The organism is Hydrogenophaga sp. (assembly GCF_011772445.1).
Classification (GTDB): domain Bacteria; phylum Pseudomonadota; class Gammaproteobacteria; order Burkholderiales; family Burkholderiaceae_C; genus Hydrogenophaga.
In genome coordinates this window covers 83015-102224 of the sequence record NZ_WVZN01000009.1, presented here as the reverse complement: position 1 = coordinate 102224, position 19210 = coordinate 83015, and the positions used below count along the sequence as shown (strand labels likewise).

Sequence of the window (19210 nt, the reverse complement as noted above, 5' to 3'; positions counted from 1 at the left end):
CCGACATCGTACGGAGCCTTGACTCCACTGCTCCGGGAACTCCGATGAATCATTTGCGCCTCCCCGAATGTCGGGGAACGCGGCGCTCCGCAGAATCAAACCGAAGGCGTCGTCGAACGCCGGTGCGAATGCAAATTTCGGATGTCATGGTGGATAGGGCGTTGCAGCGTTGTTGCTCCCGCTGTGACGCGTGGGGAACAGTTCAACTCGCCATCATTCCGAAATTGGCAATCAGCGCTAAGGCATCGAATCTAAAGCAAATGGGTTAGCGAAAACGGATCGCGCACATCCGCCCTCACACCCGCGACCCCGTCGCCAACTCGATCGCCCCCATCGCCGCCTTGAAGATGCGCTGGCGGTTCGCCAGCGGCACCTTGTGCTGCTCGTGCAGGTCGTTGAGCGCGATGGTCAGGTCCAGCATCAGGTTCTTCAAGGCCTTGCGGTCGAGCTCGTGGCCGATGCGGCCGTTGGGCAGGCGCACGCCCGGGCCCAGGGGCAGCAGGCACAGCAGCAGCACCGTCCACAGCTCGGGCACCGGCGCCAGGAAGTGCAGCCAGTACGGCCAGCGCTCGTGCAGGGCGCGCAGCATGTCGCGGCATTCGGGGATGGTGTGCACCTGGCGCGGGTCGCGGTCGAGGCCGTTGAAGGCGAAGTAGACCCCCGCGGTGAGCTGCTCCACGCGGATGGTGTTGTCCGACAGGTGCAGCAAGTCCTCCACGCAGCGGCCCAGGCCCTCGCCGCTGGCGTCGGCCAGGTTCAGCGTGAGCACCAGGCGGTGAAGCTCCGTGGGCAGGGCGTCCAGCCCCGAGCCCAGCGGCAGGCGCTGGGGGGTGTCGTCGGGGTGGTCGAGTGCCATGGGATCGGATTCTGCGCCGAAGCCGGGTGCGCCCGTTCAGCGCCGTCCCGCCAGTGGGGGAGGCAGCGGATCGCCCGCCTGGCGGCGGCGGAACAGCGCCGCGCGCGCCAGCACCATGGTGGTGACCGGCGCGGTGATGGACAGCACGATGATGATCAGCCACACGTGCAAGGCCAGCGCGCCCTCCTCGGTGTGCGAGCTGAAGTGCACGATGGACGCGAAGGTCACGATCCATGCGCCCAGCGTGGAGGCCAGCGCCGGCGAGTGCATGCGCGAGAAGAAGTCGGGCAGGCGCCACAGGCCCAGCGCAGCCAGCAGCACCACCACGCCGCTGGCCAGCAGCAGCACGGCGACGAGGATCTCTGTCCAGGGCGGCAGGTTCATTCGATGACCTCCCCGCGCAGCAGGAACTTGGCCAGCGCCACCGAGCCGACGAAGCCGAACAGCACCATCAGCAGCGCGCCCTCGAAGTACATGTCGCTGTCGTAGCGGATGGCCAGCACCAGCATCACCAGCATGCCCACGATGTAGAGGAAGTCCACCGCCAGCACGCGGTCCTGCGCGCTGGGGCCGCGCAGCAGGCGCATCAGGCCCAGGCCCATGGCCACCAGGTACATCACCATCGTGGCGGTGATCGACAGCATGAGGAAATTGCTCATCCGAATATCTCCTTCAGAGGGAGTTCGTAGTCGGCCTTGAAGTGGGCGATGAAGGCCGCCTCGTCGTCGAGGTCGAACACGTGCACCATCAGCGTGCTGCAGTCGGGCGCGAGCTCGCACCACACCGTGCCGGGCACGACCGCGGTGATCATGGACAGCGCGGCCAGGCCGTGCACGTTGCGCAGGTCCAGCGGCACCACCACGAAGCGGCCGCGCGGCGGCGTGCGCTGCGAGCGCGCCACGCCAGCGGCGACGTCGATCGCCGAGCGCACGACGTCGCGGCCCACGCGCAGGATCAGCCGCACCAGGGTGCCGGGGCGCCGCAGCGGACCGGGCCGGGGGCGCAGCGGCGCCATCAGCAGCGGCATCGCGACGGCCACCAGCAGGCCCAGCAGGACCTGGCCCGCGCCCATGCTGCGCGTGAGCAGCAGCCAGCCGCCGAAGATGCCCAGCGACAGCCAGGGCGATGGGATGAGCGAGGCGCGGCCGCCCGAAGGCGCTCGCTCCGGAGCCGCGGGCGAAGGTACATCGGTCGTGCGCTTCATGGCGTGCCTCCTCGCACAGCGGGATGCGGCACGGTCGTCGCGCCGCGCACCGCGTCGATGTAGCGCTGCGGCTCGTGCAGCGCGTCGGCCGTGGCGCGTGTGTAGCCCAGCACGGTCTCGGCCTGGCTCACCATGGTCAGCGAGGCCAGCAACAGGGCGGCGATGGGCAGGGTCTCGGCCACGCGCAGGCGCGGCGCGGGCCGGTCCTGCGTGGTCCAGAAGTGGCGCATGCCCACGCGCATGAGCGAGATGGCCGCAAACAGGCCGGAGACGATCAACAGGGCGAACAGCAGCCACGCCGGCGTGTTGCGCACCTCGATCAGCGCGCCCAGCATGGCCAGCTTGCTGACGAAGCCCGAGAACGGCGGCAGACCCGCGATGACCATGGCGCACAGGGTGAAGGCCACGCCCAGGAAGGCGAGCGCGGCGGGAATGGCGCGGCCGATCAGCGCTTCTTCGTTGTCATCGAGGTTGATGCCTTGCGGTGGCGCGGCGTCCAGAAAGGCCGGCAGGCCGTCGCGGCCATCGTCCAGGTCTTCGGGGCCTTCCTGCACCTCGCGCGCGCGCTCCAGCAACTCCACCAGCAGGTACAGGGCGCAGCCCGCCAAGGTGGAACTGGCCAGGTAGAACAGCGCGCCGGCGCTGAGCGCGGGGGCGTCGAAGCCGATGGCGGCGATCAGCGTGCCCGAGGACGCGATCACGCTGTAGCCGGCCAGGCGGTTGAGCTGCTGCGAGGCCAGCATGCCGATGGCGCCGAAGGTCAGGGTGGCCAGGCCGCCCCAGATCAGCGCCGTGCCGCCAAAGCCGGCCGAGCCACCGGCCTCCGCCGGGAAGCACAGCGTCCACAGACGCAGGATGGCGTAGACACCCACCTTGGTGAGGATGGCGAACACCGCGGCCGCCGGTGCGCTGGCCGCGCCGTAGGCGGGCGGCAACCAGAAGTTGAGCGGCCACAGCGCGGCCTTGGCCAGGAAGGCGATGGCCAGGATGGCCGCGCCCGCGTGCAGCAGGCCGCGGTCGCGTTCGGCCACCAGCGGCAGCTTGTCGGCGATGTCGGCCATGTTGAGCGTGCCTGTCACGCCATACAGCAGCGCCACGCCGATGAGAAACAGCAGCGAGGCAAACAGGTTGATGGCGATGTAGTGCAGGCCCGCGCGCACGCGTGCGATGCCGCCGCCGTGCAGCAGCAGGCCGTAGCTGGCGGCCAGCAGCACCTCGAAGAACACGAAGAGGTTGAACAGGTCGCCCGTGAGGAAGGCGCCGTACAAGCCCATGAGCTGCAACTGGAACAGCACGTGAAAGTACACGCCCGCGTGCTGCCAGCGCGCCAAGGCGTAGAGCAGCGCGGCCAGGCCCACTGCACCCGCCAGCACGGCCATGAAGGCGGCCAGCGGGTCGGCCACGAGCACGATGCCGTAAGGCACCGGCCAGTTGCCCGGCAGGTAGATGCCGAACGCGGCGGTGCCGCCGGCCTGCACGCGCATTAGCAACAGGATGGCCAGGGCCAGGCCCAGCGCGGTGGAGGCGGTGTTGATCACCGCCTTGCTGCGGCGGCGGCCCTCGCCCAGCATGAGCATGAGCGCGGCGGTGCCCAGCGGCAGCAGCACGGGCGCCACCAGCAGGTGTTCGGTGACGGGCAGTGAGGTGAAAGCCATCATGAGCGCTCTTCTTCCCCATCGACATGGTCGCCGCCGGACAGCCCGCGCAGCGCCAGCAGCACCACCAGGAACAGCGCCGTGGTGGCGAAGCCGATGACGATGGCGGTGAGCACCAGCGACTGCGGCAGCGGGTCGGTGTAGTGCTGAAGGTCGGCCGGCAGACCGGGGCGCACGATGGGTTCGGCGTCCACCGCCAGGCTGCCGACGCTGAAGATGAACAGGTTCACCGCGTACGACAGCATCGACAGGCCGATCAGTACCTGGAAAGTTCGAGGTCGCAGCAGCAGCCACACCCCCGCACCGGTCATCACGCCTATCGCGATCGAGATGATCAGTTCCATCAGCGCGTTCCTTCCCGTTGCAGTCGTTGTTCCTGTGCTTCCAGCTCCTCGTCCTGCGCGGCGAGCTGGCGGCGCGCGCGCAAGGACTGGTGGGCGATCGCCGTGAGCAGCAGCAGCGTGGAACCCACCACCACCGCGAACACGCCCAGGTCGAACAGCGCGGCGCTGGGGATGTGCACCTCACCCACCAGCGGCCAGCTCACGTGCGCCGTGTGCGTGGTGAGGAAGGGGTAGCCCAGCGCCAGCGAACCCAGGCCCGTGGCCAGGGCCAGGCCGAGGCCGACGGCGATCCAGCGCGGTGGCAGCAGGCGCATGCGGTCTTCCACCCAGCGCGTGCCGCTCACCATGTACTGCGCGATGAAGGCGATGGCCACCACCAGGCCGGCCACGAAACCGCCGCCCGGCTCGTTGTGGCCCCGCATGAACAGGTGGAATGCAAACACGCCGGCCACCGGCAGCAGCAGACGCACCAGCACGGCAGGGACCTCGAGGTAGCGCTGCGGCGTGTCGCCGTCCTCGCGCGTCATCAGGTCGCTCTCGATGTGCTGGGGCACCGCTCGCTGCTGGGCGGGGCGGTCGATCACCTCCACCGGCGGACGGAAGCGGCGCAGCAGCGCGAACACGGTGACGCCCACGATGCCCAGCACCGTGATCTCGCCCAGCGTGTCGAAGGCCCGGAAGTCCACCAGCATCACGTTGACGATGTTCGTGCCGCCACCCTGAGGCAGGGCGTTCTCGATGAAGAAGGGCGAGATGGACAGCGGCGCGGTGCGCGTGAGCAGGGCGTAGGACAGCACCGCCAGGCCGGTGCCGATGAGCACCGCGACGAGCAGGTCGCGCCGGCGGCGCCAGAAGGCGCGCAGCGCGAAGCGCGGGTCGTCCTCCACCACGCGTTTGGGCATCCAGCGCAGGCCCAGCAGGAACAGCACCGTGGTCACCACCTCCACCGACAACTGGGTGAGCGCGAGATCAGGAGCCGAGAACCAGGCGAAGGTGATGCACAGCGCCAGCCCGACCACGCTGAGCATGATCAGCGCCGCGAGCCGGTGGAACTTGGCCTGCCAGGCGGCACCGATCGCACAGGCGCCCGCGACCACCCACAAGAGCACGAAGCCCGGCGAGGCCGGGATGCGCGGGCGGTCGCCCCAGCTCAGCGGCACCACCAGGGCCGCGCCCACGCCGGCCAGGCCCGCGATCGTCACCATGGCGAACAGCTGCGGCTGCAGGCGGCGCGTGCCCAGGTGGCGCAGCAGCCAGCGCGACAGTGCGGTCAGCGCGACGAAAGCGCTGTCGAACACGGCGCGCCCGTCCAGCCCCAGCAGGCCCGGCGCGCGCGTGCTGGCGCGCCGCTTCAGCCACTGGCCGAACAGCAGGTAGGCCACCAGGCCGCCCCCGGTGGCGATCAGGCTCATCACCAGCGGCGTGTTGAAGCCGTGCCAGACGGCCAGGCTGTACTCGGGCAGGTCGCCGCCCACCACCGGCGTGGCGGCCATGGCCAGCAGCGGTCCCACGGACCAGGCCGGCAGCGTGCCCACCACGATGCAGGCCAGCACCAGCAGCTCCACCGGCACGCGCATCCAGTGCACGGGCTCGTGCGGCTGGCGCGGGCAGTCGGGTGGCGCGCCGAAGAACACGTCGTGCCCGAAGCGCAGCGAATACACCACCGCGAACACGCCGGCCAGCGTGGCCAGCGCCGGCAGGCCCACGCCGATGGCCGGGTTGGCGCTGATGTAGACCGTCTCGGCGAAGAACATCTCCTTGGAGAGGAAACCGTTGAGCAAGGGCACGCCCGCCATGGCCGCACAGGCCACGATGGCCAGCGTGCCGGTGATGGGCATGGAGCGGAACAGGCCGTCCAGGCGGCGCATGTCGCGCGTGCCGGTCTCGTGGTCGATGATGCCCACCGACATGAACAGCGAAGCCTTGAAGGTCGCGTGGTTCATCATGTGGAAGACCGCGGCCACCGCCGCGAAGGGGCTGTTGAGGCCCAGCAGCAGGGTGATCAGGCCCAGGTGGCTGATGGTGGAGTACGCCAGCAGCCCCTTCAGGTCGTTCTGGAACATGGCCGCGTAGGCGCCCAGCAGCAGCGTGGCCAGGCCGGCTCCGCCGACGATCCAGAACCATTCCGGCGTGCCCGCCAGCGCCGGCCACAGCCGCGCCAGCAGGAACACGCCGGCCTTCACCATGGTGGCCGAGTGCAGGTAGGCCGACACCGGCGTCGGCGCGGCCATGGCGTGCGGCAGCCAGAAGTGGAAGGGGAACTGCGCGCTCTTGGTGAGCGCGCCCAGCAGGATCAGCACCAGCGCGGGCGTGTACAGCGCGTGCTCGCGGATGCGGTCACCGGCCGCCAGCACCACCTCCAGTTCCAGGCTGCCCACGATGTGCCCCAGCAGCAGCACGCCCGCCAGCAGCGCCAGCCCGCCCGTGGCGGTGACGGTGAAGGCCATGCGCGCGCCGCGCCGCGCGTCCTTGCGGTGGGTCCAGTAGCCGATCAGCAGGAAGGAGAAGACGCTGGTGAGTTCCCAGAACACCACCAGCTGCACCAGGTTGCCAGACAGCACCACGCCCAGCATGGCGCCCATGAAGCCCAGCAGCAGCGAGTAGAAACGCGCCGCCGGGTCGTCGGCCGAGAGGTAGTAGCGGGCGTAGACGATGACCAGCAGGCCCATCGCACTGACCAGCATGGCGAACATCCAGGCGAAGCCGTCGATGCGCACGATGAGGTCGATGCCCAGCGCGGGCAGCCACGACCAGCGTTCGATCAGCACGGCGCCGTCGCGCACCTCGGGGTAGAGGAGGCCGAGGGGCACCGCCACCGCCAGGGCCACCAGCGCGGCCCACAGCGACTCGAGGTTGCGCGCATTCGTCGGCAGCAGCGCCGCGACCACGCAGCCCACGAAGGGCAATAACAGCAACAAAAACAAGGACATGGCCCGAGTCTAGGGCCAGAAAGGCGCACGAAGTTCCGCCGCGCGCGAGCTTGGCGCGGCTAGTCGGGCGCGCCGCCCTCCTCGCCCAGCAGCTTCTTGCGCCGCTTCCACAGCGTGGTGCGCGAGATGCCCAGGCGCTGCGCGGCCTCGGCCAGGCGCCCACCCGACTGCTCCAGCGCGCGCTCGATCTGCGCGAGTTCGGCGCGCTCGCGAGCGTCGGCCAGCGTGTCGGCCGGGCCGGGCTCGTCGAGCGCGCGCTCGGGGAAGAGATCGGCCGCGCCCAGGGCCTGCCCGTCGGACAGGGCCATGGCGCGTTCGATGCGGTTGCGCAACTCGCGCACGTTGCCGGGCCAGTCGTGCGCGCGCAGCGCCGCCTCGGCGTCCTCGGCCAGCGTGGGGGCGGCCAGGCCCTGGCGTGCGGCCGCCTGTTGGACGAAGCCGCGCGCCAGCGTCAGCACCTCGCCCGGGCGCTCGCGCAGCGGCGGCACGCGCAGCTCGACCACGGCGAGGCGGTAGTACAGGTCCTCGCGGAAGCTGCCCTCGGCGATGCGCGCGCCCAGGTCGGCGTTGGTGGCGGCCACCACGCGGCCACGGAAGCGCTGGTCCTGCCGGGCGCCGAGGCGGCGGAAGTGGCCGTCCTGCAGCACGCGCAGCAAGGCCGTCTGCAGGCGCGGGTCCAGCTCGCCGATCTCGTCCAGGAACAGCGTGCCGCCGTCGGCCTCCTCGAACCAGCCGGCGTGCGCGCCGCTGGCGCCGGTGAAGGCGCCGCGCTCGTGGCCGAAGAACTCGCTCTCCATCAGCTCGCGCGGCACGGCGCCGCAGTTCACCGCCACGAAGGGCTCGTTCGCGCGCGCCGAGCGCTCGTGCAGCAGGCGCGCCGCCACCTCCTTGCCCACGCCGGTCTCGCCCAGCAGCAGCACGGGCGCGTCGCGCGAGGCCAGGCGTTCCAGGTCGGCGGCCAGGCGCCCGGTGGCGGGCGACAGACCGAAGCCCAAGGCCGGTCCCTCGCCCGTTTCCCCGGGCACCAGCGCGCGGATGCGCTCGACCAGGGCATCGACGTCGAAAGGCTTCGTGAGGTAGTCGTCCGCGCCCGCGCGCACCAGGCGCACGGCTTGGCCCACGTCGGCGAAGGCGGTGGCGAAGACAATGGGCGTGCGGCCGAGGTAAGGCAGTGCGCGGCGGTACAGGTCCTCGCCCGAGCCGTCGGGCAGGCGGATGTCACTGAGCACGAAGTCGGGCCGCTCGCGGCGCAGCGCGGCCAGGGCCTGCGCGCCGTCGGCCGCGTGCGTCACCGCGAAGCCCTCCAGCCGCAGCCGCTGCACGAGCGCGCCGCCGAGCACGGCGTCGTCCTCGATCAGCAGCACGTGGATGGTGGTGGTGGTGGTCATGACGTGGCAGGGCCTTCAGCGGGGCCGTTGTCGAACGGCAGTTCGAGCGCGATGCGCGTGCCCTGGCCCGAGTGTGCCCGCACCGCCACGCGCCCACGCAGGCGCTGCACCAGACGCACCACCACCGCCACGCCCAGGCCCGCGCCGGTCGCGGGGGCCACGCCCCGCTCCAGGCTCGCGGCCAGCGGTCCGGGCAGGCCCGCGCCTTCGTCGATCACCTCCAGCCACAGGTGGTCGGCGCGCGCCTCGCAGCGCAGCGTGACGCGCGCGCCGGCCGCCGAGGCCTGGATGGCGTTGAGCAGCAGGTTCAGCAGCACCTGGCGCACCTCGCCGCCGGCCAGTGGCACGGTGTGCGCCAGCGTGGAGTCGAGCACCAGCGCCACGCCCGCCTGGCGCGCCTGCGGTGCCAGCAGCCGCCGCACGTCTTCCAGGTCCTGCGGACCAAAGGCCAGCGCGCCATCGACCGGGCGGTGCGTGGCCAGGGTCGCGTCCACCACGCCACCCAGCACGCGCAGGCCGCGCTCCATGAAATCCAGTGCCTCCGCGCGTGTCTCTGGTCGCTCGCCGAAGCGGCGTAGCGTGTCGACGGCGGTGAGCACGCCGGCCAGCGGGTTGCGCACCTCGTGCGCCAGCGTGGCGGACAAGCGGCCCAGCACGGCCTCGCGCTCCTGCTCGGCCATGCGCGTGATCAGCGCCTCGCGTTCGCGCGCCGCGCCGGCCATGCGGTTGTAGGCGCGCAGCAGGCGCGCGTTCTCGCCGTCGTTGGGCGGGATGAGCGCCTCCGCCACCGGCTCCGGCCCGGCCTCGCCCGTGCGCTGCAGGTGCCGCGTCAGCAGGTCCAGCGGGCGCTGCAACCGGCGCATGATCAGCACGCCCAGCACCGCGCACACCAGGCCCAGGCCCAGGTTGAAGGCCACCACGCGCCACCACAGGCGTTGGCGCTCGGCCACGTAGTCGCTCAGGTCGAGATTGGCCACCACCGTGAACGCGCCCGCTTCGCCGCCAACGCCCAGGCGCGCGTCGCTCAGCGGGCGCCACACCCAGTAGCTGCTGTCGTCGATGTCGATCTGATCGCCGCTCGCCAGCTCGGTCACGGCCTCGGGCAGGGGGACGTCGTGCAGGCCCGCGCGGTCGGCCCGGGCCAGCGGGCGCCCGTCCCGGTCCAGCAGAAACAGGTGCCGGTCCACCAGGCCCTGGTGCATGCGCAGGGCCTCGTCCAGTGCGCGGTCGATCCCCGCGCTGTCGTTCGTCATCACGGGCGGCAGCAGGGCCGCGGCCAGGCCATCGAGGTAGATCTGGCCCGTGCGCTCGATCTGGCGCTCCACCTGGCGCAGCAGGCCCTGCATCGCGATCTGCGTGGTGCCCAGCGCCGTCACCAGGATGACGGCCACCACCGCGAGGGACAGGCGCGCGGTCATGGGCAATCGGTGGATCCAGCGGGTCAGGAGCGATCGGGGCATGGGCCCGATCGTAGGCCCGCCGCCACGTGTTCAGCGCAGCACGCGCAAAGGCCGCAGGCCCGGCAGGTCCAGGCGGCTGGCCACATCCACGCGCAGGTCCAGCACGCCCTGGTCGAACCAGCCCTCGGCGGCCGCCGTGAGCAGCGTGGCCTCGTCGCTACAGGCGCGCAGCACCGCGCGTGGGCGGCCCTCTTCCAGTTGCGTGCTCCAGCGCAGGCCGCTGGCGCGCGCGGCCGACTCGAAGCGCTCGATCACGTCGGCCGCCGCGCGGCGCGCCTGGGCGATGCGGTGCTCGCGCATGCGCTGCGCGTGCCAGCCCGCGCCGATCGGCACCGGCCCCACGTTCTGCAGGCGCGGCACGTCGATCACCGCCACGCCGTGCAGCTCGGCGCCGTGGCGGCGCGCCAGCGCCACCGACTGCGCGATCGCCGCGTCGATGTGCGGCCCCGCCGCCAGCGCCAGCAGCACGCGGCGCACCGGGGCCTCCTCGGGCGTGTCCGCGCCATCGATGCCGCCGCGCGGCAGCACGCCGGCCAGCGCGTCCTCTCGCGTGCCGCGCCACATCGGCACGCCGCTGAGGTAGCCCGCGCGGCCGATGAGGTGCCCCGCCACCGGCGTGGTGAGCAGCAGGAACAGCACCGCCAGCGCGGCCTTGATCCAAGTCGCGGTGTCGCCGTGCAGCGCGGCCACGCCCAGCAGCACCAGCCCGCTGCCGGCCACGCCGGCCTTGGTGGCGGCGTGCATGCGCATGAAGAAGTCGGGCAGGCGCAGTACGCCCAGCGCCGCCAGCAGGCACAGCAGCGCGCCGCCCAGCAGCAGCACCGATCCGATCCACTCGTTCATGACCGCTCCTTGTCCTGGTGTTGCGCACCACGCGCGATGAAGCCCGCGAAGGCCACGGTGGCCAGGAAGCCCACCAGCGCCACGCCCAGGGCGATGTCCACGAAAGCCGGCGCGCCCGCCACCAGCGCGGCCAGCCCGGCGGCGGCCACGCCGATCAGCCCCAGCATGTCCAGCGCGATCACGCGGTCGGCGGCGGCCGGCCCGCGCACGACGCGCAAACCCGCGGCCAGCACGGCGCCGGCCAGCAGCAGCGCGCTGAGCGCCAGCACGGTGTCAAACAGGGTCTCGTTCATTCCAGGCACTCCTTCACGCGGCGTTCGAAGCCGCTCTGGATCTGCGCGACCGTGTCGTCGCCCAGGTTCATGGCGTGCACGTAGAGCACGCCCTTGTCGTCCGACACGTGCAGGCTGGTGGTGCCCGGGGTCAGCGTCACCAGGTTGGCCAGCAGCGCGATGGAGGTCTCGCCCCGCAGGCTGAGCGGCACGGCCACGATGCCGCTGCGCTGCACGCGCGAGGGATCGAGGACGGCCTTGATCACGTCGTTCACCGACAGCGCGAGTTCGCGCGCGAACAGGCCGGCCAGCACCAGCCAGGCGCGGGCGCGGTTCAACAGCAGGGTCATGGGGCGGCTCCTTCGGGCAGGGACGGAATGGCCGGCGCGGGCGCGGCGCCCAGCACGGCCTGCACATAGGCCTCTCGGCCCAGCATCTGTTCGGCCGCGCGGATCGAGAAGTCCACGAAGGGCTCCGTCCACAGGCCGATGGTGAGCGTGATGGCGGCCAGCGCGGCGATGGGCAGCAGCAGCGCCGCGCGCGTGGCGCCCCGCGCGCGCCAGTCGCTCGCGGCGCGCATCGACAGCTCGCTTGGCGCCTTCCAGAAGGCCTCGTTCCAGATCTTCAGCATGGAGTACAGCGTGAGCGCGCCCACGGCCAGCGCCACCACCGCCAGCGCCACGTGGCCGGCCTCCAGGCTGGAGCTGATCACCAGGAACTTGGCCCAGAAGCCCGACAGCGGCGGCAGCCCGGCGAGTGACAGTGCCGGCACCACGAACAGCAGCGCCAGCAGCGGCGCGCTGCGGTGCAGGCCGCCGATGCGCTTGAGTTCGTACGAGCCACCGGCCAGGCGGATCGCGCCCGCGATCAGGAACAGGTTGGCCTTCACCACGATGTGGTGCAGCACGTAGAGCACGGCGCCCGCGATGGCCAGCGGCGTGGCCACCGCCAGGCCCACCAGCATGTAGCCGATCTGGCTGATGATGTGGAAGGACAGGATGCGCCGCACGTCGTAGTGCGCCGCCGCGCCCAGCACGCCCGTGACCATGGTGAGCGCGGCCAGCACGCCCACGATGGGGCCGATGAAGTCCAGCGTGCCGCCAAACACCAGCGTGAAGCAGCGCAGGATGGCGTACACGCCCACCTTGGTGAGCAGCGCCGCGAAGATGGCCACCACCGGCGCGCTGGCCGTGTGGTACGCGGCCGGCAGCCAGAAGAACAGCGGGAACACCGCGGCCTTGGCGCCGAAAGCCAGCAGGAACAGCAGCGCCAGCGTGCCCACCAGGCCCTGGTTCTGCACCTGGGGCAGCGCGAGCGACAGGTCCGCCATGTTCAGCGTGCCCGTGAGGCCGTAAAGCAGGCCCACGCCCAGCAGGAACAGCGTGGTGACCAGCAGGTTGAGCACCACGTACTTCACGCCGGCGTCGAGCTGCGCGCGCGTGCCGCCCTGCACCAGCAGGCCGAAGGACGCGATGAGCATGATCTCGAACCACACGTAGAGGTTGAAGATGTCGCCCGTGAGGAAGGCGCCGGTGACGCCCAGCAGCAGGCCGTGGTACAGCGGGTGGAACCAGGCACGTTCGCGCTCTTTCGCGCCGCTGGCCAGGGCGTAGACGGACACGGCCACGGCCATCAGGCCGGTGATCACGACCATGGCGGCGGCGAAGCGGTCGGCCACGAAGCTGATGCCGAAGGGCGCGGCCCACTGGCCGAACTGCGTGGCGAGCACGGTGCCGTCGAGCACCGCATTCAGCAGCAGCCCGCTGGCGATGAGCAGGCCGGCGCTGCCCAGCAGGCTGACGGCGCGCTGCAACGCGGGCCTGGACTGCAGCAGCGCGCACAGGGCCAGCGTGGCCAGGGGAATGGCCACGGGCAGGGTGAGCAGCAGGTGCGGCGTCACGGCGCGGCCTCCGCGCGCGGCTCGGCCTCGCGCATGGCGTCGGGGTCCAGCGTGCCCAGGGCGCGGTGGGCGCGCTCGAACAGCACCACGGTGTAGGCCACCAGCGAGAAGGAGATGACGATGGCCGTGAGGATCAGCGCCTGCGGCAGTGGGTTGGCGCTGGTGGCGATGGCCAGCGCGCCTTCGGGCACCAGGGGCGGCGTGTTCGACGACAGGCGCCCGGCGACGAAGATGGCCAGGTTCACCGCGTTGCCGAGCAGCAGCAGGCCCAGCACCATGCGCAGCAGCTGCCGCGACATGAGCAGGTACAGGGCGGCGGCCAACAGCGCGCCGAAGCTCAGGGCGTAGAGGGTTTCCATCAGTGATCGGCCTCCTCGCCGAGGTAGTAGCCCACGAAGGCGCACACGGCGCCCAGCACCGAGAGGTAGACCCCCACGTCGAACACCAGCGCCGTGCCCAGCGCGAGGCCGTTGTCCCAGAACTGCCACTGGTGGGTGAGGAAGGGCGTCTGAAGGAACAGCGCGGGCGCGCCCGACACCAGGGCCAGCAGCAGGCCGACGGCGGCGATCGAGGCGGGCGGCCAGCGCAGCGCCTTCAACAGGGCCGCGCGCCCACGCGGCAGCGCGTGCACGGTGAAGCCGGCTGCGGCCACCAACCCGCCGACGAAACCGCCGCCGGGTGCGTTGTGGCCGCGCCAGAGCAGGTACAGCGAGAACAACAAGGCCAGGGGCAACAGCATCCGTCCGGCCACGTTCAGGATGGGGGAGTTCATGCGGTGCCCTCCCCGTCTTTGTCGACGGTGCCGCGCGATCGCCGCGTGCCCGCGAGCGCGGCGGCCGCGGCCAGCGCCGCCAGCGCCAGCACCGTGATCTCGCCCAGCGTGTCCAGTGCGCGGAAGTCCACGATGATCACGTTCACCAGGTTGCGGCCGTGCGCCTCGGGCACGCTGGTGGCGCGGAAGAAGTCGGGCAGGCGCTCGTCGAAGGGTGTGGCCAGCACCGACAGCAGCAGCAGCGAGGCCACCGCGCCGAAACCGATGGCGATGACCGCGTCCATCCGACGCTGTGGCGCCGTGCGCGCATCCTCGCGCGCGAAGGGCATGCGTCCGGCGATCGCCAGCAGCACCACGATCGCCACCGCCTCCACCGAGAACTGCGTGAACGCCAGGTCCGGCGCGCCGTGGAACAGGAACACCAGCGCCAGCCCGAAGCCCACCATGCCCGCCGCCACGATGCCGCGCAGAAAGCCCCGCGCGCGCACCACGGCCCAGGCCGCCAGCAACAGCAGGGCCGGCAACAAGGCGTACAGCGACAGCGCGCCCGTCAACGACGGCCAGGCCAGCGCGTCGCGCGCGACCAGCGCCAGGCCCACCGACCCGCCCACCACCGCCAACGTGGCGCCCAGGTAGCGACGCAGGCTGCCCGACTGGATGCGCTGCGTCTGCCACACCGCCACGCGTTGCAGCGCGGCCATGGCGCGGTCGTAGGCCGCGTCGGGGCCGTGCGTGGTGATGGCCTCGCGAGCCGCCAGTGCGCGGTGAAGGCGGTTCCAGCCGCGGTAGATGGCCACGCCCAGCGCCAAGGTGAACACGCTCAGCGCCAGCATGGGCGTGAGGCCGTGCCACAGCGACAGCGTCGTCTCGGTGGGGTGGCCGGCCACGGCGCTCGCCGCCGCCTGCACCAGATCGCCGGCCAGCCCGGGCGCCAGGCCCAGCAGCAGGCCCAGCGCGGCCAGCAGCGCGGGGCCGATCCACATGGCCAGCGGCGGGTCGTGCGGCGTCAGGGGCGTGGGGCGCAGCGGGCCCCAGAAGGCGCGCACCGTCACCACGCCGGCCACCGCCACCATCACCGCATTGGCCAGGATGGCGATGGCCACCGGCAACCACGAGGCGGTGGCGCTGAGCTGCGCCTCGTACACCAGCTCCTTCGCCACGAAGCCCACGAAGGGCGGCAGGCCGGCCATGGACAGGCCCGCCAGCAGCGCGGTGGCCGCCGTCAGCGGCATGCGCCGCGCCAGGCCGCCGAGCTGCGTGCTGTCGCGCGTGCCGGCCTCGTGGTCCACGATGCCCGCCACCATGAACAGGCAGGCCTTGTACAGCGCGTGCACGATGAGGAAGGCCACCATGGCCGTGGCCGCCAGCGGGTGCGGCAGCGCGATCAGCGTGACGAGTGTGCCGAGCGACACCACGGTGGAGTAGGCCAGCACGCGCTTGAGGTCGGTCTCGCGCAGCGACAACAGCGCGCCAGTGAGCATGGTGGCCAGGCCCGCCGTCAGCAGCAGGCCGGTCCACAGCGCGTGCTCGCCAACCACCTGGTTCAGGCGCGCCAGCAGGTACACGCCCAGCTTGACCATGGTGGCCGAATGCAGAAAGGCCGACACCGGCGTGGGCGCCACCATGGCGTTGGGCAGCCAGGCGTGCAACGGCACCTGGGCCGACTTGGCGAAGGCGCCCAGGGCGACCAGCGCGATCACCCAGGCGGCATGCGGATGCGCGGCCAGGCCCTGCGTCGCCAGGATCTCCGAGATCCGGAACGTGCCCGCGGCCTGCCCCAGCACGATGGCGCCGGCCAGCAGCGCCAGGCCACCGCCCACGGTGATCAGCAGGCCCTGCTGCGCCGAGCGGCGCGAGGCCGCCTGTTCGGGCGTGAAGCCGATCAGCAGGAAGGACGCCAGGCTGGTGAGCTCCCAGAACACCAGCAGCACGATCAGGTCGTCGGCCAGCACAGCCCCCAGCATGGCGCCCATGAAGAGCGTAAGCCGCGCGAAGAAGCGCGCGATGTCCGCGTGCCCCGCGAGGTAGCGCGCCGCGTACAGGAAGATGAACGTGCCGATGCCCGTGATCAGCAGCGCGAACAGCAGCGACAGGCCGTCGGCCCGCAGCGCCAGCGCGATGCCCAGGCTGGGGATCCAGGGCGTGACTTCCACGCGCGCGCCGCTGGCCAGCACCTCGGGCAGCAGGCTGGCGAAGCCCGCGCACAGCGCGGCGGGCAGCAGCCAGGCCAGCGCGGCCAGCGGCGCGCGCCAGCGCAGCAGCGCCCACAAGAGCGGCGCGGACAACAGGGCGGTGAAGACGAACAGGGTGAGCGACATGGGCAGGCGGGGTGAGGTCCCTGCCTGTTCCAGCGCAAGCGCCGTGCCGGCGCGTTCAGGGCCGCGTTGCCCTTGGGAATCAAGCACTTGCGCGGGGCCTTGCCGCGCGCGTGTTCAGGAAACTGAACGTCGATGACGCGCAGTGTCGTGCGATGTGAACGATGCGCTATATTCAGTTGGATATAGCGAAGCCCTCACGGAGCACGCCCATGCAGAACCGCCTGACCCACACCCTGGCCCTCGCGCTCGCCGCCGGCCTCTCCTTCGCCGCCCAGGCGGCCGACCTCACCGTCTCCGCCGCCGCCAGCCTCACCAACGCCTTCAAGGACATCGCACCCCTGTTCGAGGCGGCACACCCAGGCACCAAGGTGCAGCTCAACTTCGCGGCCTCGGGCGTGTTGCTGCAGCAGATCGCCAAGGGCGCGCCGGCCGACGTGTTCGCCAGCGCCGACCAGGACACCATGGACCAGGCCCAGGCGCAGAACCTCGTCAAACCCGCGCAGCGGCGCGACTTCGCCTCCAACCGCCTAGTCGTCATCGTGCCCGGCGCCAGCACCAAGGTGCCGTCGGCGGTGGCCGACCTGACCCAGCCCGCCTACGGCAAGATCGCCATCGGCCTGCCCGCCAGCGTGCCCGTGGGCCGCTACACCAAGGGCGTGCTCGAAGGCGCCAGGCTGTGGGGCGCCATCGAGCCGAAGGTGGTGGGCGCCACCAACGTGCGCCAGGCACTGGACTACGTGCAGCGCGCCGAGGTCGACGCCGGCTTCGTCTACTCCACCGACGCCGCGCTGATGGCCGACAGGATCAAGGTCGCCCTCACCGTGCCCACGCCCAAGCCCATCCTTTACCCTGTGGCGCCGCTGCCGGCCGGACCCAACGCCGCCATGGGCGAAAAGTTCGTCGACTTCCTGTTCACGCCGCCCGCGCAGGCGGTGCTGGCGAAGTACGGCTTCGGCAAGCCCTGAACGCTCGCCGCAGGTTCTGTCGTGGCCGACGCCTGGATCCCGCTGGTCCTCACCCTGAAGGTGGCGGGCTGGGCCACCGCGCTCAACCTCTTGCTGGGCACGGCGGTGGGCTACGCGCTGGCGCGCGGGCGTTTCCCCGGCCGCGACCTGGTGGACGCCGCGCTCACCCTGCCCATGGTGATGCCGCCCACCGTGCTGGGCTACTACCTGCTGGTGGTCATCGGCAGCCAGGGCGTGCTGGGCGCCTGGCTGCTGCAGCACTTCGGCATCCGCCTCATCTTCACGGTGGAGGCGGCCATCATCGCGGCCACCCTCGTGGCCTTCCCGCTGGTGTTCAAGGCGGCGCGCGCGGCCTTCGAGACGGTGGACCCGCAGTTCGAAGACGCGGCGCGCACGCTGGGGCTCGGCGAATGGGGCATCTTCTTTCGCGTGACGCTGCCGCTGGCCTGGCGCGGCATCCTCGCCGGGCTGCTGCTGGCCTTCGCGCGCGCGCTGGGCGAGTTCGGCGCCACGCTCATGGTGGCGGGCAGCATCGTCGGCAAGACGCAGACGCTCTCCATCGCCGTCTACGAGGCGGTGCAGGCGGGGCAGGACGGCACGGCCAACTTCCTGGTGGTGATCACCTCGATCGTCTGCCTGGCGGTGCTGCTGGGCGCCGGCCGACTGGTGCCCGGCCGGGTGGCGGCGCGCTGAGGGAGACACGGCCGTGATCTGGGACCTGTTCTTGCAGAAGACCTTGCGGCAAGGCGACTCGCGCTTCGACCTGGACGTGAGCGTCCGGTCGCCCGCGCAGCGCGTGGTGCTGTTCGGTCCCTCGGGCGCGGGCAAGACGCTGACGCTCAAGATGGTCGCCGGCATCCTGGTGCCCGATCGGGGCCGCGTCGCCGTGGACGGCCGTGTGCTGTTCGACAGCGAACGCGGCGTGCGCAGCACCGCGCAGCAGCGCCACCTGGCCTACATGTTCCAGGACTACGCGCTGTTCCCGCACCTCACGGTGCGGCAGAACGTGGCTTTCGCGTTGCGCCAGGGCCTGCGCAACCCGGCCAGGGACGAAGCGAACGCCGAGGTGGACCGCTGGCTCGCCAGCTTCGGCCTGAACGCCGTGGCCGGCCACCACCCGCACCAGATCTCGGGCGGCCAGCGACAGCGCACGGCGCTGGCGCGCGCCCTGGTGTCCCGGCCCACGGCGCTGCTGCTGGACGAACCCTTCGCCGCCCTGGACAAGGGCCTGCGCCAGCGCCTGCGCGATGAACTGAAGGACCTGCAGGCCGAGCTGCAACTGCCGCTGCTGCTGATCACGCACGACGACGACGATGTGCGCCACCTCGCCCAGGAGGTGGTCTGCGTGGACGCCGGCCGCACCGTGACCTGCGGCGGGGCCCTGGAGGACCGCTGATATCCTCGCCGCGGCCCCGAAAGCCGCAGGAGCAGCCACGATGGCGACGAAGAAGCACAGGAGCAAGAACCCGCTGGAGGTGCACGGCGCGCTCTGGCTGTCGGCCGGTGGCGCCAGCCTCGCGGGCCACGGTCGCATCGAATTGCTGCGCGCCGTGGCCGAGCACGGCTCCATCACCCAGGCCGCCAAGGCCTTCGGGATGAGCTACAAGGCCGCGTGGGACGCCATCGACACCATGAACCAGCGCGCCAGCCAGCCCGTGGTGGAGCGTGCGGTCGGTGGCAAGGGCGGCGGCGCCACCCGGCTCACCGCCTTCGGTCAGCGCCTCATCGCGCGTTACGGGCAGGTGCACGCGGTGCACCAGCGTTTTCTCGGGCTCATCGAACAGGGCGCGATGGACCTGGACCAGGAGTTCTCCCTGCTGAAGGTGCTCAACATGAAGACCAGCGCACGCAACCAGTGGTTGGGCACCGTCACGGCGGTGCGCGCCGGTGCGGTGAACGACGACATCGAAGTCGCCCTGCCCGGCGGTCAGCGCCTGGCCGCTACCGTCACGCGCGCCAGCACCGAAGCGCTGGCGCTGCGCACGCAGATGGCGGTGATCGTGCTGATCAAGTCATCGGCCGTGATGCTGGCGGTGGACCTGGCCGGCGCGCGTGTCTCGGCGCGCAACCGCATCGCCGGTGAGGTGGTGTCGGTCACGCCCGGCGCGGTGAACGCCGAGGTGGTGCTGCGCGCCGACGGCGACCTCGAGGTGGTGGCCGTGGTGCCGCAGGGCGCGGTGGCCGAGCTGGGCCTGGCGCCCGGCGCCGAGGCCACGGCGCTGATCAAGGCTTCGGACGTGATCCTGGCGGTGGTGAGCTGAGGGCGTTGCGGGCATGCCCAGCAATGCTCGGGCCTTGTGTGG

20 protein-coding genes are annotated in these 19210 nt (G+C 71.6%); 4 read left to right on the top strand and 16 right to left on the bottom strand.

Translation table 11 applies throughout. The features are described from left to right. Positions 1-295: 295 nt before the first annotated feature. Genes GTO19_RS04070 through mbhE form a run of 16 tightly spaced genes read right to left on the bottom strand, consistent with a single transcriptional unit; the run spans position 296 to position 15942 of the window. Positions 296-856 carry a hypothetical protein gene (locus GTO19_RS04070; RefSeq protein ID WP_291017360.1) on the bottom strand — a complete coding sequence of 187 codons (561 nt, stop codon included), beginning with the start codon at positions 854-856 and terminating at the stop codon, positions 296-298. Positions 857-892: 36 nt separating this feature from the next. Beyond that, entirely contained in the window at positions 893-1240 is a 348-nt protein-coding gene (locus GTO19_RS04065; RefSeq protein ID WP_291017358.1) for a Na+/H+ antiporter subunit G, read from the bottom strand. Continuing rightward, on the bottom strand, positions 1237-1515 hold the full coding sequence (locus tag GTO19_RS04060; RefSeq protein WP_291017356.1) for a K+/H+ antiporter subunit F: 279 nt from the start codon (positions 1513-1515) through the stop codon (positions 1237-1239). Before GTO19_RS04060 ends, GTO19_RS04065 begins: the two co-directional genes overlap by 4 nt. Continuing rightward, on the bottom strand, positions 1512-2060 hold the full coding sequence (locus GTO19_RS04055; RefSeq protein ID WP_291017355.1) for a Na+/H+ antiporter subunit E: 549 nt from the start codon (positions 2058-2060) through the stop codon (positions 1512-1514). The genes GTO19_RS04060 and GTO19_RS04055 overlap by 4 nt, the downstream gene beginning before the upstream one ends. Continuing rightward, on the bottom strand, positions 2057-3718 hold the full coding sequence (locus GTO19_RS04050; protein ID WP_291017353.1) for a monovalent cation/H+ antiporter subunit D: 1662 nt from the start codon (positions 3716-3718) through the stop codon (positions 2057-2059). Before GTO19_RS04050 ends, GTO19_RS04055 begins: the two co-directional genes overlap by 4 nt. Beyond that, complete coding sequence (locus GTO19_RS04045) at positions 3715-4059, bottom strand: Na+/H+ antiporter subunit C (protein WP_288252372.1); 345 nt, start codon at positions 4057-4059, stop codon at positions 3715-3717. The genes GTO19_RS04050 and GTO19_RS04045 overlap by 4 nt, the downstream gene beginning before the upstream one ends. Further along, positions 4059-6989, bottom strand: coding sequence for a monovalent cation/H+ antiporter subunit A (locus tag GTO19_RS04040; protein ID WP_291017350.1), 2931 nt, complete (start codon positions 6987-6989; stop codon positions 4059-4061). Before GTO19_RS04040 ends, GTO19_RS04045 begins: the two co-directional genes overlap by 1 nt. Before the next feature lie 59 nt (positions 6990-7048). Beyond that, positions 7049-8377: a sigma-54 dependent transcriptional regulator gene (locus tag GTO19_RS04035; protein WP_291017348.1), complete on the bottom strand. Its 1329-nt coding sequence runs from the start codon at positions 8375-8377 to the stop codon at positions 7049-7051. Next, positions 8374-9837 carry a HAMP domain-containing sensor histidine kinase gene (locus GTO19_RS04030; protein ID WP_291017346.1) on the bottom strand — a complete coding sequence of 488 codons (1464 nt, stop codon included), beginning with the start codon at positions 9835-9837 and terminating at the stop codon, positions 8374-8376. Before GTO19_RS04030 ends, GTO19_RS04035 begins: the two co-directional genes overlap by 4 nt. Positions 9838-9867: 30 nt before the next feature. Further along, complete coding sequence (gene mnhG / locus GTO19_RS04025; RefSeq protein WP_291017344.1) at positions 9868-10680, bottom strand: monovalent cation/H(+) antiporter subunit G; 813 nt, start codon at positions 10678-10680, stop codon at positions 9868-9870. Further along, positions 10677-10973, bottom strand: a complete 297-nt coding sequence (locus GTO19_RS04020) for a monovalent cation/H+ antiporter complex subunit F (protein ID WP_291017342.1) — start codon at positions 10971-10973, stop codon at positions 10677-10679. The genes mnhG and GTO19_RS04020 overlap by 4 nt, the downstream gene beginning before the upstream one ends. After that, entirely contained in the window at positions 10970-11302 is a 333-nt protein-coding gene (locus tag GTO19_RS04015) for a Na+/H+ antiporter subunit E (RefSeq protein WP_291017340.1), read from the bottom strand. The genes GTO19_RS04020 and GTO19_RS04015 overlap by 4 nt, the downstream gene beginning before the upstream one ends. Next, a complete protein-coding gene (locus tag GTO19_RS04010) occupies positions 11299-12852 on the bottom strand; it encodes a proton-conducting transporter membrane subunit (protein WP_291017338.1) in 1554 nt (517 codons plus the stop codon). Before GTO19_RS04010 ends, GTO19_RS04015 begins: the two co-directional genes overlap by 4 nt. Next, a complete protein-coding gene (locus tag GTO19_RS04005) occupies positions 12849-13211 on the bottom strand; it encodes an NADH-quinone oxidoreductase subunit K (RefSeq protein WP_291017336.1) in 363 nt (120 codons plus the stop codon). The genes GTO19_RS04010 and GTO19_RS04005 overlap by 4 nt, the downstream gene beginning before the upstream one ends. Then, on the bottom strand, positions 13211-13624 hold the full coding sequence (locus tag GTO19_RS04000; protein ID WP_291017334.1) for an MnhB domain-containing protein: 414 nt from the start codon (positions 13622-13624) through the stop codon (positions 13211-13213). Before GTO19_RS04000 ends, GTO19_RS04005 begins: the two co-directional genes overlap by 1 nt. Further along, positions 13621-15942, bottom strand: a complete 2322-nt coding sequence (gene mbhE, locus GTO19_RS03995) for a hydrogen gas-evolving membrane-bound hydrogenase subunit E (protein ID WP_291017332.1) — start codon at positions 15940-15942, stop codon at positions 13621-13623. Before mbhE ends, GTO19_RS04000 begins: the two co-directional genes overlap by 4 nt. A gap of 209 nt (positions 15943-16151) precedes the next feature. Between mbhE and modA the strand changes: the two genes are divergently transcribed. The 4 genes from modA to GTO19_RS03975 are packed head-to-tail and all read left to right on the top strand — an operon-like array spanning position 16152 to position 19168. Continuing rightward, positions 16152-16907: a molybdate ABC transporter substrate-binding protein gene (modA, locus tag GTO19_RS03990; protein WP_291017330.1), complete on the top strand. Its 756-nt coding sequence runs from the start codon at positions 16152-16154 to the stop codon at positions 16905-16907. Between the two features lie 21 nt (positions 16908-16928). Next, positions 16929-17600, top strand: a complete 672-nt coding sequence (gene modB, locus GTO19_RS03985; protein ID WP_291017328.1) for a molybdate ABC transporter permease subunit — start codon at positions 16929-16931, stop codon at positions 17598-17600. A gap of 13 nt (positions 17601-17613) precedes the next feature. Beyond that, positions 17614-18303 (top strand): ATP-binding cassette domain-containing protein, encoded by a 690-nt coding sequence (locus tag GTO19_RS03980; RefSeq protein WP_291017325.1) that lies wholly within the window; start codon positions 17614-17616, stop codon positions 18301-18303. A 40-nt stretch (positions 18304-18343) separates the two neighbouring features. Further along, positions 18344-19168: a TOBE domain-containing protein gene (locus GTO19_RS03975; protein WP_291017323.1), complete on the top strand. Its 825-nt coding sequence runs from the start codon at positions 18344-18346 to the stop codon at positions 19166-19168. Positions 19169-19210 lie beyond the last annotated feature (42 nt).

Coding starts and splice junctions, on each gene's coding strand:
- GTO19_RS04070 (WP_291017360.1), bottom strand. CDS start 856: ATGGCACTCGACCACCCCGACGACACCCCCCAGCGCCTGCCGCTGGGC.
- GTO19_RS04065 (WP_291017358.1), bottom strand. CDS start 1,240: ATGAACCTGCCGCCCTGGACAGAGATCCTCGTCGCCGTGCTGCTGCTG.
- GTO19_RS04060 (WP_291017356.1), bottom strand. CDS start 1,515: ATGAGCAATTTCCTCATGCTGTCGATCACCGCCACGATGGTGATGTAC.
- GTO19_RS04055 (WP_291017355.1), bottom strand. CDS start 2,060: ATGAAGCGCACGACCGATGTACCTTCGCCCGCGGCTCCGGAGCGAGCG.
- GTO19_RS04050 (WP_291017353.1), bottom strand. CDS start 3,718: ATGATGGCTTTCACCTCACTGCCCGTCACCGAACACCTGCTGGTGGCG.
- GTO19_RS04045 (WP_288252372.1), bottom strand. CDS start 4,059: ATGGAACTGATCATCTCGATCGCGATAGGCGTGATGACCGGTGCGGGG.
- GTO19_RS04040 (WP_291017350.1), bottom strand. CDS start 6,989: ATGTCCTTGTTTTTGTTGCTGTTATTGCCCTTCGTGGGCTGCGTGGTC.
- GTO19_RS04035 (WP_291017348.1), bottom strand. CDS start 8,377: ATGACCACCACCACCACCATCCACGTGCTGCTGATCGAGGACGACGCC.
- GTO19_RS04030 (WP_291017346.1), bottom strand. CDS start 9,837: ATGCCCCGATCGCTCCTGACCCGCTGGATCCACCGATTGCCCATGACC.
- mnhG (WP_291017344.1), bottom strand. CDS start 10,680: ATGAACGAGTGGATCGGATCGGTGCTGCTGCTGGGCGGCGCGCTGCTG.
- GTO19_RS04020 (WP_291017342.1), bottom strand. CDS start 10,973: ATGAACGAGACCCTGTTTGACACCGTGCTGGCGCTCAGCGCGCTGCTG.
- GTO19_RS04015 (WP_291017340.1), bottom strand. CDS start 11,302: ATGACCCTGCTGTTGAACCGCGCCCGCGCCTGGCTGGTGCTGGCCGGC.
- GTO19_RS04005 (WP_291017336.1), bottom strand. CDS start 13,211: ATGGAAACCCTCTACGCCCTGAGCTTCGGCGCGCTGTTGGCCGCCGCC.
- GTO19_RS04000 (WP_291017334.1), bottom strand. CDS start 13,624: ATGAACTCCCCCATCCTGAACGTGGCCGGACGGATGCTGTTGCCCCTG.
- mbhE (WP_291017332.1), bottom strand. CDS start 15,942: ATGTCGCTCACCCTGTTCGTCTTCACCGCCCTGTTGTCCGCGCCGCTC.
- modA (WP_291017330.1), top strand. CDS start 16,152: ATGCAGAACCGCCTGACCCACACCCTGGCCCTCGCGCTCGCCGCCGGC.
- GTO19_RS03975 (WP_291017323.1), top strand. CDS start 18,344: ATGGCGACGAAGAAGCACAGGAGCAAGAACCCGCTGGAGGTGCACGGC.